The organism is Acidimicrobiales bacterium (genome assembly GCA_035546775.1).
Lineage (GTDB): Bacteria > Actinomycetota > Acidimicrobiia > Acidimicrobiales > JACCXE01 > JACCXE01.
Genome location: DASZWD010000030.1, coordinates 240,796 through 254,345, shown reverse-complemented (window position 1 = coordinate 254,345; position 13,550 = coordinate 240,796). Strand labels below are relative to the sequence as shown.

Here is a 13,550-nt window from a genome sequence, read left to right as displayed (position 1 = left end):
GGTGTCCGTCGTCGAGTTGTTGCCGGTGGAGTGGAGTGACGAACAGGTCGCCGATCTCAACGCCTTCGAGAACGCACTCAGCGCGGACCTCGATCCGGAAATCCCGGCGCGACCGGCCGGCGTCACGCGGGCCCACCGCGACCTGCGCGCGGACCCATGGCACGTGTTCGTGGCCCGCGACGCGACCGGCGCCGTCATCGGTTCGGCGTGGTGCGACGTCCCGCGAGCGCACGACACCAACGTCGTGTTCAGCCTTATCGGCGTGCGGGCCGACGCCCGCCGACGCGGCGTCGGCCGCGCCCTCCTGCGCGCCGTCGTCGACTTGGCGCAGCGCAACGACCGCACGACGCTCATCCTCGGCTGCGATCACCTCAACCCGGCGGCCGAGGCGTTCGCGGCGTCGCTGGGCGCCAAGCTGGCGTTCACCGGCCACGTCAACCGCCTCACCATCGCCGACGTCGATGTCGCCGAGATGCAGCGCTGGGTCGCCGCGTCACATCCGGACTACGGGCTCGAGTGGGTGCCCGACGGCCCTTATCCCGAGGACTGGTTGGCGGACATGGCGCATCTGCGCGGCGTGCTCGTCAACGATGCCCCGATGGGTGACCTGCCATCCGAGCCGCGCACGATCTCGTTCGACGAATTGCGCGCCGACAACGAACGCGGCGTCGCGTACGGCAACGACCGCTGGACCGTGATCGCGCGCCACGTGGCCTCCGGCGAAGCGGTTGGGTATACGGAGGTCTTCATGAGTGCGCGCGATCCGGTGCACGTCTTCCAAGGCGCTACCGCCGTCGACGCCAAGCACCGAGGTCACGCGCTCGGTAGGCAACTCAAGGGCGCGATGTTCCTGCGCGTCCGCGCCGAGTTGCCCGACGCCGAGTACATCCGCACGTTCAACGCCGACTCCAATGGGCCGATGTTGGCGGTCAACCGCGCTATGGGCTTCGTCCCCTACATCGCCGGCGTCCGCTGGACCCTCGACGTGAAGGAGCTCACGTGAACATCGAAAGGTGGGATCCGCAAACGGCGTCCGACGACGAACTGCGCGAAGTCCACGCCTTCGGCGAGCCGCTCGCCCTGGAACTCGATCCCGAGACGCCACCCGAGCCCTTCGAGTTGTGGCGCCGCGAGGTACTCCAGACGTCATCCTTCGCCGAGGAGAAGCGCTGGCTCGCGCGTGACACCGGAGGCGTCATCGTCGGCGGCGCATTCCTCTCGCTCGACCGCAGCGGCAACAACGCGCACCGCGCGAACTTCGACATCGAAGTCGCCGCGTCGCAGCGGCGGCGGGGCCTAGGCCGGGCGCTCCTCGCGCCCGTCCTCGACGCTGCGGCGAACGACGGGCGCACCACCTTGACCGCAGGAGCGCCGCAGGGAAGCGTCGGCGAGAAGTTTCTCGCCGCAGTGGGCACGACGCATGCGTTTCTCGATCGCCGCAGCCGGCTGCGTGTCGCCGCCGTCGACGAGGCGCGCCTAGACGGCTGGATCGCCGACGCGAAGTCGAAGGCTGCGGACTACTCGCTCGTGTTCTTCGACGGCCCCGTACCCGACGAGTACCTCGATGCAGTGATGAAGGTGCACGAGGCGATGAACGACGCGCCCCGCGAGGGGCTGGACCTCGAAGACGAGCACGACACACGCGAACACTTCCGCGACCGTGAGGCGCGGTTGTTCGCGCGCGGAAGCCGGCGGATCCAGCTCGTCGCCCGGCACGACCCGACAGGAGAGTTGGCAGGGTTCACGACGATTTCGTGGCATCCGCTGTTGCCGCAGATGGCGTGGCAGTGGGGGACCGCGGTGACGCGTGAGCACCGCGGTCACGCGATCGGCCGCTGGATCAAGGCGGTGAACTACCGGAACTTGCGCGAGCTCAATCCCAAGGCGGAGTTCGTCGACACGTGGAACGCCGGCTCCAACCAGTGGATGCTGGCGATCAACGACGAGATGGGGTTCACGCCTTACATCTGGTACCACGCCTACCAGGGGTCGACGGAGTCGATTAGGAAGGCGATCGCGTAGCGATTGATGGCCGCCTCGGCCACGCCCCTAGCCTACGGACCCCGTGGAACGCATCGGCATCGTCGGACTCCCTAATAGCGGCAAGTCGTCGCTGTTCAACGCGCTCACCGGCGGTAACGCCGCGGTGGCGTCGCACCCGTTCTCGACCACCGAGACGTCGGTCGGTATCGCCCAGGTCTACGACGAACGGCTGCTCAAGCTCGCCGAGATGAGCCACAGCCGCAAGGTCGTCGCCGCCACCATCGAGTTCGCCGACCAGGCCGGCCTCGTCGCCGGCGCGTCGGCCGGTGAAGGCCTCGGCAACCGCTTCCTCGCCGGGATCCGCGAGGTCGACGCCATCTGTCTGGTGCTGCGCGCCTTCGAGGACGAGAACGTGGTGGGCGACACCGACCCCGTCGCCGACCTCGAAACGCTCGAACTCGAACTCGTGCTCGCCGACGCCACGACGGTGTCGAACAACCTCGACAAGCGGCGCCGGGCGGCAAAGGGCGACAAGTCGATCCTGGCGGAGGTCGAGGCGCTCGAGGTCGTCGACAAGATCCTGCAAGAGGGCACGCCGCTCTGGCGCTCGAACGTGTCGGCGGATCACCTCGCGGCGCTCACGACCTTCGGGCTGCTCACGGCCAAGCGCGTGTTCGCGGTGGTCAACATCGGCGACGACCAACTCGACCGCGCCGACGAGATCATCCAGCCCGTGGTCGCGGCCTTCGGCGGCGGCGGAGAGGTTCTCGCGGTGTGCGTGCAGCTCGAAGCCGAAGCGGCCCAACTCGACCCCGCCGGCAAGGCCGAACTGATGGAGGGCTTCGGCTTGGGCGAGGGGGCGCTGCCCCGCGTCACGCGTGCCGCCTACCACCTGCTCGGCCGGCGCACGTTCCTCACGACGGGCGAGCAGGAAAGCCGCGCCTGGACGTTCCGCGCCGGCGCCAAGGCGCCCGAGTGCGCCGGCGTCATCCACTCAGACCTCCAGCGCGGCTTCATCCGCGCCGAGTGCATCCGGTGGGACGAGCTGCTCGAGCTCGGCTCCTGGGCCAAGGCCAAAGAGGCGGGCAAGCTGCGCGTCGAAGGCAAGGAGTACGAAGTCCAAGACGGCGACGTGCTCGAAATCCGCTTCAACGTCTGAGCGAATCGGTATGCGGACTGCGGGAAGAATGGTGCCGTGGCGTGGTTGATCCGCGGTGAGGAAGTGCTGGCGTCGCTCGACGTCGCCGACTCGTTCGCCACGCGATTGAAAGGGCTGCTCGGCCGCGACGGGATCGAAGGGGCGTACCTCATCAAGCCGGCATCGTCGGTCCACACCATCGGTATGCGCTTTCCGATCGACGTCGCGTTCTGCGACAAGCAACTCACCGTCGTGGACGCCATCACCATGAAGCCGAATCGCGTCGGCCTGCCGCGGCCGAAGGCGCGCTGCGTCATCGAGGCCGAAGCCGGCGCCTTCGAGCGCTGGGGCCTGCGACCCGGTGACCAACTTGAGGTGAAGGAATGACGCCGGGACGCCTCGTCGTCGTGGCGACGCCCATCGGCAATCTCGGCGATCTGTCGCCGCGCGCCGCGGCCACGCTCGCCGCCGCCGACGTCGTCGCCTGCGAGGACACGCGCCACTCGCGCAAGTTGTTCACTGCCATGGGGCTGCGCACGCCGACGCTCATTGCGGTGCACAAGGACAACGAAGTCGCCCGTTCGCGCGAGATCCTCGAACTGCTCGCCGACGGCAAGACGGTCGCTGTCGTGACCGACGCCGGCACGCCGGCGGTATCGGACCCGGGCCGTCACGTCGTCGAGGCCGCGGCGGCCGCCGGCGTTACCGTCGAGTCGATCCCGGGCCCCTCCGCGGTCACCACCGCACTCGCGGCGAGCGGCTTCACCGGCGACCGCTTCGTGTTCGAAGGCTTCCTGCCCCGCACCGGAACGGATCGCCGGGCCCGCCTCGACGCCATCGCCCGCGAGACACGCACGGTCGTGTTGTACGAAGCGCCGACGCGGGTCGCCAAGACGCTCAACGACCTCACCGAGGTGTGCGGCATGGAGCGTGCCGTCGTCGTGGGCCGCGAGCTGACCAAGCTGCACGAGGAGTACTTCCGCGGCACGCTCGCCGCCGCCGCCCTGCGCTTCGCGGAGAAGCCGCGCGGCGAATTCGTGCTCGTGCTCGAAGGCGCGGTCGCGGCCACGACCGAGATTACGGACGACGAAATCGTGGCCGCCCTCGACGAGGCGCTCGCCGCAGGTGCCACCGCCCGCGGCGCGGCCGACGAAGTCTCACAACTGCTGGGCGCGCCGCGAAACCGTGTCTACAAGCTCGCAGTGCGCCGGTAGCCTCGTCGCACCATGACTGAACCCGGGCGCTTTTACATCACGACGCCGATCTACTACGTCAACGACGCGCCCCACATCGGTCACGCCTACACCACGGTCAACTGCGACGCCATCGCGCGTTGGCACCGGCTCCTCGGCGACGACACCTTCTTCCTCACCGGTACCGACGAGCACGGCCAGAAGGTCCAGCAGGCGGCCGAGAAGCAGGGCAAGACGCCGCTTGAGCTCGCCACGCTGAACGCCGAGCGGTACAAGGACGCCTGGACGCAGCTCGACATCCGTTACGACGACTTCATCCGTACCAGTGAGCCCCGCCATTACACGGCCGTGCAGGCGCTGCTGTCGAAGATCCGCGACAACGGCCACATCGAACTCGACCGCTACGAGGGCCTGTACTGCGTCGCCTGCGAGGACTACTACACCGACGCGCAGGCGCCCGACGGCAAGTGCCCGGTGCACGACACCGTCCTCACCGTGCTGTCGGAGGAGAACTACTTCTTCCGGCTGTCGCGCTTCGAGGACAAGTTGCTCGAGTACTACGAGCAGCACCCAGGCTTCGTCACGCCGCAGAACAAGCGCAACGAGGCACTCGGCTTCATCAAGCAGGGCCTGCAAGACATCTCGATCACGCGCACGTCGATCGACTGGGGCGTGCCCGTGCCGTGGGACGACAAGCACGTCTTCTACGTCTGGTACGACGCGCTGATCAACTACTGCACCGCCATCGGCTACGGCACCGACCAGGCGCAGTTCGACAAGTACTGGCCCGTCGTGAACCACGTCATCGGCAAGGAGATCCTGCGCTTCCACTGCGTGTGGTGGCCGGCGATGCTCATGGCCGCGGGCATCGACCCGCCGCAGCACATTCAGGTGCACGGCTGGCTGCTCGTCGGCGGCGAGAAGATGAGCAAGACCAAGCTCAACCAGATCGCGCCCGCCGACCTGCTGCCCGACTTCGGCGTCGACGGCTACCGCTACCAATTCCTGCGCGACGTCAACTTCGGCAACGACGGCGACTTCTCGTACGAGGGCATGGTCGAGCGCTACAACACCGACCTCGCCAACAACTTCGGCAACCTCGGCGCCCGCGTTGCCGCCGTCGTCAACAGCAAGTGCGGCGGCGTCGGGCCCGCGCCCGCCGAGGACGCTGGCGAGCTGACGTTCAAGGCGCGCGCCCTCGTCGAAGCGGCGTGCGAGGCGTGGGACGCGTTCGCGCCGCACGAAGCGCTCGAGGCAACGTGGGAACTCATCCGCGACACGAATGCGTATCTCGAAGAGCACGAGCCGTGGAAGCTCGAGCCCGGCGAGCAGGTCGACCGCGTCATGGGCAACGCGCTCGAGGTGCTGCGCATCGTGTGCGTGCTGGCGAGCCCCGCGATCCCGAACGCCGCCGCGGAACTGTGGCGGCGCATCGGGCTCCCGGGCGCGCCCGCAGACGTCCGCGTGCCCGACGGCTTGGCCTGGGGCGGCTACCCCGGTGGCCTCCCCGTCGTGAAGGGCAATCCGTTGTTCCCCCGTCTCCAGACCAAGTAGCGATGCCCTGGGCCGACAGCCACTGCCACGTGCCGTGGGAGGGGAGCGACACGTCGGCGTTCGACGCGGCCCGCGCTGCGGGTGTGGCGCGCTTCATCACCATCGGTACGGGCGCCGACACCTCCCGCACCGCGATCGCGGCGGCCGAAGCCAACCTCGATGTGTGGGCCACGGTGGGCCTGCATCCGCACGACGCGTCCGAGGGGCTCGAGGGCCTGCCCGACCCGAAGGACCACCCGCGGGTCGTGGCGATTGGCGAGTGCGGGCTCGACTTCTATTACAACCACTCGCCGGCGGAGGTGCAGAAGGCGGTCTTCGCCCGCCAGATCGCGTGGGCCAAAGAGCTCGACCTCGCCCTCGTGATTCACACACGCGGTGCGTGGCCCGAGACCCTCGACATTCTCGACGCCGAGGGTCTGCCGGAGCGCACGATCATCCACTGCTTCACCGGCGGGCCCGAAGAAGCCAAGGCATGCATCGAGCGCGGCGCATTCATCTCGATCTCGGGAATCGTGACGTTCAAGAAAGCTGACGACGTCCGTGCGGCGGTGCAGGTCGTCCCCCTTGACCGGATTTTGGTGGAGACCGATGCCCCATTTCTTGCGCCGGTGCCGCATAGGGGCAAACAGAACGAACCCGCCTTCGTGCCCCTCGTCGGTGCCGCCGTCGGAGTGCTGCGGGGACTGGACGCCGAAGAAATTGCGGCGGTCACGTGGGAAAACACATCGGTGGCATTCAAACTCCCGCGGATCTTGCACACGTCTGCATAACCATGCGGCAACTATTTGCCGTTCGCGAAAGCGCGCGCTTAGGGTCTCCGCCCGTACCGCTACGGGGCGCTCTCTACAGGGAAGGACGGAGACCTGCACGAGCACCGACGGGCGGCTGGGAAGGTCATCGCCGGAGTGGTCTGCGCCGCTCTGGTTGTGGTCAGCCTGGCGGCCTTGCGTAACAGCAAGACACCAGAGGGACCGGTCGAGCTCACGAGTTCGGCGCGTGTCGACTTCTCGACGCGGCTCGCCGCGGCCCGGGCGTCGCGCGGCGAAAAACGCGTCTACCTGGCGCCGGCGACGACCACGTCGACGACGGAGCCGCCTCCGCCCCCCACCACCGTCAAGCCCCGCGTGATCGTGCGCAAGACCACGCCGACCACGGCCAAGCCCAAGCCCGCACCGGCGGCGAAGCCGAAGCCGGCGTCGTCGTCGTCGTCTTCGGCTACGGCGAGCACATCGTCGTCGGGCCCCGTGCGGCCGATGCCGGCGGCCGGTCCGAACACCAGCCATCAGGACGGCAAGGCCAGCTACTACGAGGCCAGCTACCACGCGCAGAACCCGTGGATCTGCGCCCACCGGACGCTGCCGATGGGCACGGTAGTCACGGTCACCAACGTGGCGACGGGCAAGTCGATCACGTGCGAGGTCGGCGACCGCGGCCCCTACGCCGGTCAGGATCGCATCCTCGACCTGTCGAAGTACGCATTCAGCCAGTTGGCGAACCCGTCGTCGGGCGTCATCTCGGTTCACCTTTCTTGGTGACGCACAGTCACCCGGAAATTCGCGCCCTTCTCCAACTTCACGGCCTGACCCCGAGCCGCGCCCTCGGCCAGAACTTCGTCGGCGACGCCAACACCGTGCGCCGCATCGCCCGGCTCGCCGAGGTCGGCGCCGGTGATCGCGTCGTCGAGATCGGTCCCGGCCTCGGGTCGCTGTCGCTGGCGCTGCTCGAGACCGGCGCGTCGCTCACCGTCGTCGAGCTCGACCGCTACCTCATCCCGATCCTGGAACAGATGCTGCCGACGGCGCGCGTCGTGCACGCCGACGCGCTCGAAGTCGACTGGTCCGAACTGCTCGGCGACGAGCCGTGGGTGCTGGTGGCCAACCTGCCCTACAACGTGGCGACGCCGCTGGTGTTGCGCGTGCTCGCCGAGGCGCCGATGGTGCAGCGCATGCTCGTGATGGTGCAGCGCGAGGTGGGCGAGCGGTTCGCGGCGCGGCCCGGGTCGAAGGCCTACGGCGCGGTGACGGTAAAGGTGGCGTGGAGCGCCACCGCGACCGTGGTGGGCAAGGTGCCGGCGACGGTGTTCGTGCCCAAGCCCAACGTCGACTCCGCGCTCGTGTTGTTCGAGCGCCACGCCGACGTGGGTTCGGACGACGAGCGCGCCCGCGTATTCGAGTTGGTCGAGGCGGGCTTCGCCACGCGGCGCAAGATGCTGCGCAACACGCTCGCCGGCCGCGTCGACGACGAGTGCTTCGCCCGCGCCGGCATCGACCCGATGGAACGCGCCGAGCGGCTCGACCTCGACGCGTGGAGAAGACTGGCGGCGTGCGCGCTCCCGCCAAGCTGACGCTGTCGTTGCGCGTCACCGGTGTGCGGGCCGACGGCTATCACCTCATCGACGCCGAGATGGTCAGCGTCGACCTGTGCGACACGCTCGAGTTCGCCGAGGGCGACGGCCTCACCGTCACCGGTCTGGCGATTCCCGAAGGCGGCGACAACCTCGTGACCCGCGCGCTGCGCGCCGTCGGGCGCACGGCGCACGTCACCCTGCACAAGGAGATCCCAGCGGGTGCGGGACTCGGTGGCGGATCGTCGGACGCGGCGGCGGTATTGCGCTGGGCGGGCGTCACCGACGACGTCGCGCTGGCTGCGTCGCTCGGCGGCGACGTGCCGTTCTGCGTGCGCGGTGGGCGCGCCCGCGTCACCGGCATCGGCGACGTGCTGGAGCCGTTGCCCTTCGAGGCGCGCACGTTCACGCTGCTGACGCCGCCGCTGCACGTGTCGACGCCGGCTGTGTACAAGAAGTGGGACGAACTCGGCGGGCCGCGGGCGGCCGGCCCGAACGACCTCGAGCCCGCGGCGCTGGCGGTGTGTCCCGAACTCGGCGCCTATCGCGACCAACTCGGTGCCGCGACCGGAGCGGTCCCCGTCCTCGCCGGAAGCGGGTCGACGTGGTTCGTCGAAGGGGCGTTCCCCGACGCCGGTCGCGTCGTTGCGACAATCTCCGGGTAATACGACGCGAATCGGGTAAACAGTGCCCATGCGTCTTCCTTCGCGGCGGGTGGTCGTCGCGTCTCTGGTGGCGGTGCTCGGCGCCGGTACGTACCTGGTCACCCACAACGGCGCGGCGGCGGCGGCGGGTGAGTCCCTCTTCGTGACGGCCCCCGGTCCCGGCGGCGGGCCGCACGTCCGCCTGTTCCGCACCACGGGCGCGCAGGAGACCTCCACGAGCTTCTACGCCTACGACCCCGGCTTCCACGGCGGCGTCGAAGTGGCGATGGGCGACCTCAACGGCGACGGTCAGGACGAGATCATCACGGCGGCGGGCCCCGGTGGCGGCCCGCACGTGCGCGTCTGGACGCTCGGCGGCGCGCCCATCGACAAGTGGAGCTTCATGGCCTACGACCCGGCGTTCACCGGCGGCGTGCACCTCGGCGTGGCCGACGTCGACGGCAACGGCGACATGGAGATCATCACCGGCGCCGGTGCCGGCGGCGGCCCCCACGTGCGCGTGTGGGACATCGTCAGTGACCATCCCGTGGTCAAGAGCGAACGCATGGCCTATGACACGGGCTTCCACGGCGGCGTGTTCGTCGCCGGTGCGTACACCAATGCCGACTCCGACAACGAGAGCATCGTGACGGCGGCGGGTCCGGGCGGCGGTCCCCACGTCAAGGTGTGGTCGCCCGATCTGGCCACCACGACGAATCAGTTCATGGCATACAACGCGCCCTACAACGGTGGTGTGTCGGTGACCGCCTTCGACGAGGACGGCGACAACGTCGACGAGATCTTCACCGGCGCTCTCGGTGGCCGCGGCCACATCCGCTCCTTCGACGTGAACACCGCGGCGCCAGGCGACGTCAGCTTCCCGGCGTTCGACGACCGCGTCGCCACCGGCGTGCAGGTGGCCTTCCTCGACGACATCAACGGCCCGCTGATCGTGGCGCCCTACGGCGCCGGTCTCGGCCCGTGCTCGGTCGACAACACGCCGCCGAACTGCGCCAACCGTGGCGACTACATCCGCGGCTACGACGTCGACGGCACCTTCACCCTCCAAGCGCTGCCCTACGGCACCGGTTGGAACGGCGGCGTGCGCGTCGCCGCCGGCTTCGGCATCGTGCCCGTGAACCCGCCGCCGACGACGACCACGTCCACCTCGACGACCACCACTTCGACGTCGACGACCTCCACGTCGACAACCACGACCTCGACGACCGTTCCCGAGACCACCACGACGACGGCGGCGCCGTAGCCGGTTCGCTTCAACCGGCTACGACCCGCTATCGTCGCCCGCCGTCATGGGTTCACTGATCAAGAAGCGCCGTAAGCGCATGCGCAAGAAGAAGCATCGCAAGATGCTCAAGGCGACCCGCTTCCAACGGCGCGCCGCCGGCAAGTAGCCCACCCTCCCCGGGTGGGCTCTTGTATTTCGGAGGGTGTTACACCTCGTCCGTACCCTCCCGGACATGTCCAAAGAACGCGCTGTTGAGCTCCGTGCCGAGGGCAAGTCGCTGTCGCAGATTGCCGAGATCCTCGGTCATCGATCAACCGGTGGAGTGCTGAGCCGTTGGCTCAAGGGTGTGCCGCCGCCGACGTGGACCAAACGGCCGACCGCGAAGGATGACCTTCGTGCCGCAGCGGTCGACCTGCGGCTCCGTGGGTGGACGTACGGCGAAATCGTCGCCGCGCTCGGCGTTTCCAAGGGCACTTTGTCGGCCTGGCTGCATGACGTGCTCGTCGCCGACGAGGGCGCCGAGCGTCTCCAACGAGCGCGCGATGCGGGGCAGCGAAAGGGGGCGGCCGCTCGGCGGGCGATGCGAGAGGCGCGCGAAGTCGAGATCAAGTCGCGGGCCAGTGCAGCGATGCCTGCCGCCCTCGTCGGCTCTGAGCTGTTCATGGCCGGGCTCGCGTTGTACTGGGCGGAAGGCGGGAAGGCGAAGCCGTGGAATCCGAGTCAGCGCGTGTCTTTCATCAACTCTGATCCCGACATCATCCGGGTGTTCCTCGCTTGGCTCGCGCTGATTGGCGTCGCAGAGGATGAACTCATCTTTCGCGTCGCGATCCACAAGACGGGCGATGTTGCGGCGGCAGAGCGTTTCTGGGCAGGCGTCGTCGGCATCGAGGAGTCCGAGCTGCGGCCGACGACCCGAAAGACGCACGAAACGCTCTCGGGTCGGCGCCTTCCGCTTGCGGACTATGTCGGCTGTCTGCGCGTCGACGTGCCAAAGAGCACCGACCTCAACCGCCAGATCGCCGGTTGGTGGCAGGGTTTCGTGGCGGCGGTCGCTACCGTGGAGGCTCCTTCGGGGATGGTGTAATTGGCAGCACCGGACACTTTGGATGTTCTTGTCGAGGTTCGAGTCCTCGTCCCCGAGCTATCGACCATTCAACATCCACAACCGATGCCAAGGCGATCGATGTCGATTACGGGCTTCGAGTGGCAACCTGTCGAGCGTGCGATACGCGCCGATGCCGATGGGGAAGTGGTTCGTCTTTGTGACGTTCGGGGTGTTCGCCGTGGCCGCGATCGTGCTGGTCGGCACGACGGTGCAGGGCGGCCCCGACGCTCCTCCGGCCGGATTCGTCGTCTTGTGGCTGGGCGTGCTGGCCTGGAACGCGTACTGGTGGCTGTTTCGGATCGTGTCGGAACTCCGCCTCGACGGCGACTATCTGTGGTGGTCCACGCCACTGAGGAGCGGGCACATCCCACTGCGTGACCTCGTCGAGATACGGCCGCAGCGGTTCGCGACGAACGTCGAAGTCTTCAAGATCAGGGGCGCACCGAGTGTCGTCGTTCTCGCGACGAAGGGCCTTCAGGAGTTCACCGCCGAGATTGCCGCGCGACGCCCGGATCTGCCGATCCGGTTCGGTTGGCAGGCTCGCCTGGCCGAGCGGATGCCGGGTTGGAGCCGGCTGAAGCGTTAGCTACCCGTCGGCGCGGCGGCGTTGGGTCTTGCGTGCCAGTGCGAAGAGCGCGGCACCGGCGACGATGACGATGGCCAGTTGGATCGGCGTCTTCGACGGCGTGTGCTGCGCCGGCGCGGAACCGGCGCCCACGTAGATGACTTGGGCGGGGTAGTGCGAGCCGGAGCGGACGTCGTCGTAGTGGGTCTTGGTGCCGTCGGCGGCCGTCGTGACGATGTGGGCCACGAGCCGGCCCGACCGGGTCGTGCGGCCCTGGAACAGAAACGACTGGCAGTCGTAGATCGCGATCTCGCCGCCCTCGAAGTGGACCCACTGGCCGCGTCGTGATGCGGTGAAGCCGAGGTAGCCCTCGGCGTGGGTGAGGCTGAATCCGTCGGGCACGGAAATGTCGACGGCGCGCACCGGTTGGTCCTCGGCGGCCACCGTGATGTTCAGGTTCACCTGTTCGTGCACGGCGAAATGCGCTGGTAGCGAGCAGATATGGGCCGACGCCGGTGACGCCGGTGCGAGCGCGCCCAGCAGGAGCCCCAGGATCACCACCGCGCGCCGCATCGCCGTGACCGTAGTTTTCGGACGGTTGAGACAGGACTCGCGGGCGGACGCGGTAAACACTTAGGCGTGACACCTCGTCCGCTTTCCGCCGTGGTGCTCGCCGCTGGGGAAGGCACCCGCATGATGTCGGCCCGTCCCAAGCCGCTGCACCGTTTGTGCGGCCGGGCCATGGTCCTGCACGTGATCGACGCGCTGGCCGAACTGCACGTCGAACGCATCGTGATCGTCGTCGGCCACGGCGCCGACCGCGTGGTGAAGGCCGTAACCGAGGAGGCGCCTGAAGGCGTCCAGATCGACTTCGTCGAACAGCCCGTGCAGCGCGGGACGGGCGACGCCGTCTCCGTCGGTATCACGGCGCTGCCCGATGCCGACGACGAAGACGGCGACGTCATCGTCTTGCCGGGCGACACGCCGCTGCTGCGCCCCGCCACCATCGCGGCGCTCGTGCGCCAGCACCGCGCCGCCGACGCCGCGGCGACGCTGCTCACGGCGCGGGTTAGCGATCCGTACGGTTACGGCCGCGTCGTGCGCCGCGAGGACGGCCGCGTGGCGCGCATCACCGAAGAAGTCGACGCCTCGCCCGAGGAGCGCGACATCGACGAGATCAACACGTCGATCTACGTGTTCCGTCACGGCGTGCTCGCACCCGGACTGCGCCGCGTCATGCCCGACAACGCCAAGGGTGAGTACTACCTGACCGACGTCGTCGGCGTGCTGTTCGACGCCGGCTACACGATCACCACGCTCGAGGCCGCTGACTCGATGGAGGCGGCGGGGGTCAACGACCGTGCGCAACTCGCGGTCGCGGAAGCCGAGTTGCGCGATCGCACCAACGAGAAGTGGATGCGCCGCGGCGTGACGATGCTCGACCCCGAGCACACCTACGTCGACGCGTCGGTCGAACTCGGCACCGACGTCACCCTGTTCCCGGGCACGATCCTGCAGGGTCACTGCGTCATCGGAGAGCACGCCGAGATCGGTCCGAACACGCGCCTCGTCGACTGCACGGTGGGTGAGGGCGCGGTGGTGCAGAACACCGTGGCGCGCCAGGCCGAGATCGGCGAGCACGCCGTCGTCGGTCCGTTCGCGTCGCTCGAGCCCGGGGCGCGCGTGGCGCCTCACGCGGCGACGGGTGCGTTCTTCAGCGGCACCGCCGTCGACTAGAACAGTCGCATCGTTCGACGACTGGGTCCTCGCGTCGCAGT

General features: G+C 68.6%; 16 protein-coding genes and 1 tRNA gene. 16 read left to right on the top strand and 1 reads right to left on the bottom strand.

What is annotated here, in order from left to right:
* The first annotated feature begins 1 nt into the window (after nucleotide 1).
* The 15 genes from VHC63_07105 (at nucleotide 2) to VHC63_07035 (ending at nucleotide 11,793) form a co-directional block, all read left to right on the top strand.
* Nucleotides 2-1,003 (top strand): GNAT family N-acetyltransferase, encoded by a 1,002-nt coding sequence (locus VHC63_07105; protein HVV36356.1) that lies wholly within the window; start codon nucleotides 2-4, stop codon nucleotides 1,001-1,003.
* Nucleotides 1,000-2,022 (top strand): GNAT family N-acetyltransferase, encoded by a 1,023-nt coding sequence (locus VHC63_07100; GenBank protein HVV36355.1) that lies wholly within the window; start codon nucleotides 1,000-1,002, stop codon nucleotides 2,020-2,022. The genes VHC63_07105 and VHC63_07100 overlap by 4 nt, the downstream gene beginning before the upstream one ends.
* Before the next feature lie 43 nt (nucleotides 2,023-2,065).
* A complete protein-coding gene (gene ychF, locus VHC63_07095; protein ID HVV36354.1) occupies nucleotides 2,066-3,142 on the top strand; it encodes a redox-regulated ATPase YchF in 1,077 nt (358 codons plus the stop codon).
* 36 nt (nucleotides 3,143-3,178) lie between these two features.
* Nucleotides 3,179-3,508: a DUF192 domain-containing protein gene (locus tag VHC63_07090; protein ID HVV36353.1), complete on the top strand. Its 330-nt coding sequence runs from the start codon at nucleotides 3,179-3,181 to the stop codon at nucleotides 3,506-3,508.
* Complete coding sequence (rsmI, locus tag VHC63_07085; GenBank protein ID HVV36352.1) at nucleotides 3,505-4,335, top strand: 16S rRNA (cytidine(1402)-2'-O)-methyltransferase; 831 nt, start codon at nucleotides 3,505-3,507, stop codon at nucleotides 4,333-4,335. The genes VHC63_07090 and rsmI overlap by 4 nt, the downstream gene beginning before the upstream one ends.
* A gap of 12 nt (nucleotides 4,336-4,347) precedes the next feature.
* On the top strand, nucleotides 4,348-5,868 hold the full coding sequence (gene metG, locus VHC63_07080; GenBank protein HVV36351.1) for a methionine--tRNA ligase: 1,521 nt from the start codon (nucleotides 4,348-4,350) through the stop codon (nucleotides 5,866-5,868).
* A gap of 2 nt (nucleotides 5,869-5,870) precedes the next feature.
* Nucleotides 5,871-6,638: a TatD family hydrolase gene (locus VHC63_07075; GenBank protein ID HVV36350.1), complete on the top strand. Its 768-nt coding sequence runs from the start codon at nucleotides 5,871-5,873 to the stop codon at nucleotides 6,636-6,638.
* A gap of 174 nt (nucleotides 6,639-6,812) precedes the next feature.
* Entirely contained in the window at nucleotides 6,813-7,403 is a 591-nt protein-coding gene (locus VHC63_07070) for a septal ring lytic transglycosylase RlpA family protein (protein ID HVV36349.1), read from the top strand.
* Nucleotides 7,400-8,212 carry a 16S rRNA (adenine(1518)-N(6)/adenine(1519)-N(6))-dimethyltransferase RsmA gene (rsmA, locus tag VHC63_07065; GenBank protein HVV36348.1) on the top strand — a complete coding sequence of 271 codons (813 nt, stop codon included), beginning with the start codon at nucleotides 7,400-7,402 and terminating at the stop codon, nucleotides 8,210-8,212. Before VHC63_07070 ends, rsmA begins: the two co-directional genes overlap by 4 nt.
* The gene (locus VHC63_07060) at nucleotides 8,191-8,877 is read left to right on the top strand and encodes a 4-(cytidine 5'-diphospho)-2-C-methyl-D-erythritol kinase (GenBank protein HVV36347.1); all 687 of its coding nucleotides are present in this window, start codon (nucleotides 8,191-8,193) and stop codon (nucleotides 8,875-8,877) included. Before rsmA ends, VHC63_07060 begins: the two co-directional genes overlap by 22 nt.
* A gap of 28 nt (nucleotides 8,878-8,905) precedes the next feature.
* Nucleotides 8,906-10,120 (top strand): VCBS repeat-containing protein, encoded by a 1,215-nt coding sequence (locus tag VHC63_07055; protein ID HVV36346.1) that lies wholly within the window; start codon nucleotides 8,906-8,908, stop codon nucleotides 10,118-10,120.
* Between the two features lie 46 nt (nucleotides 10,121-10,166).
* On the top strand, nucleotides 10,167-10,268 hold the full coding sequence (locus tag VHC63_07050; GenBank protein ID HVV36345.1) for an AURKAIP1/COX24 domain-containing protein: 102 nt from the start codon (nucleotides 10,167-10,169) through the stop codon (nucleotides 10,266-10,268).
* A 66-nt stretch (nucleotides 10,269-10,334) separates the two neighbouring features.
* On the top strand, nucleotides 10,335-11,186 hold the full coding sequence (locus tag VHC63_07045; GenBank protein ID HVV36344.1) for a helix-turn-helix domain-containing protein: 852 nt from the start codon (nucleotides 10,335-10,337) through the stop codon (nucleotides 11,184-11,186).
* A tRNA-Gln gene (locus VHC63_07040) sits at nucleotides 11,172-11,243 on the top strand. Before VHC63_07045 ends, VHC63_07040 begins: the two co-directional genes overlap by 15 nt.
* Nucleotides 11,244-11,322: 79 nt before the next feature.
* Nucleotides 11,323-11,793: a hypothetical protein gene (locus VHC63_07035; GenBank protein ID HVV36343.1), complete on the top strand. Its 471-nt coding sequence runs from the start codon at nucleotides 11,323-11,325 to the stop codon at nucleotides 11,791-11,793.
* On the opposite strand, the gene VHC63_07030 is transcribed toward VHC63_07035, so the two are convergent.
* Nucleotides 11,794-12,345 (bottom strand): hypothetical protein, encoded by a 552-nt coding sequence (locus VHC63_07030; protein HVV36342.1) that lies wholly within the window; start codon nucleotides 12,343-12,345, stop codon nucleotides 11,794-11,796.
* Between the two features lie 66 nt (nucleotides 12,346-12,411).
* Between VHC63_07030 and VHC63_07025 the strand changes: the two genes are divergently transcribed.
* Complete coding sequence (locus VHC63_07025; protein HVV36341.1) at nucleotides 12,412-13,509, top strand: sugar phosphate nucleotidyltransferase; 1,098 nt, start codon at nucleotides 12,412-12,414, stop codon at nucleotides 13,507-13,509.
* The last annotated feature ends 41 nt before the right edge of the window (nucleotides 13,510-13,550 follow it).

Bases quoted from the DNA above. Each gene is read 5' to 3' on its own strand.
- VHC63_07045 (HVV36344.1), top strand. From the start codon at position 10,335: ATGTCCAAAGAACGCGCTGTTGAGCTCCGTGCCGAGGGCAAGTCGCTG.
- VHC63_07050 (HVV36345.1), top strand. From the start codon at position 10,167: ATGGGTTCACTGATCAAGAAGCGCCGTAAGCGCATGCGCAAGAAGAAG.
- VHC63_07055 (HVV36346.1), top strand. From the start codon at position 8,906: ATGCGTCTTCCTTCGCGGCGGGTGGTCGTCGCGTCTCTGGTGGCGGTG.
- VHC63_07030 (HVV36342.1), bottom strand. From the start codon at position 12,345: ATGCGGCGCGCGGTGGTGATCCTGGGGCTCCTGCTGGGCGCGCTCGCA.
- VHC63_07075 (HVV36350.1), top strand. From the start codon at position 5,871: ATGCCCTGGGCCGACAGCCACTGCCACGTGCCGTGGGAGGGGAGCGAC.
- rsmI (HVV36352.1), top strand. From the start codon at position 3,505: ATGACGCCGGGACGCCTCGTCGTCGTGGCGACGCCCATCGGCAATCTC.
- metG (HVV36351.1), top strand. From the start codon at position 4,348: ATGACTGAACCCGGGCGCTTTTACATCACGACGCCGATCTACTACGTC.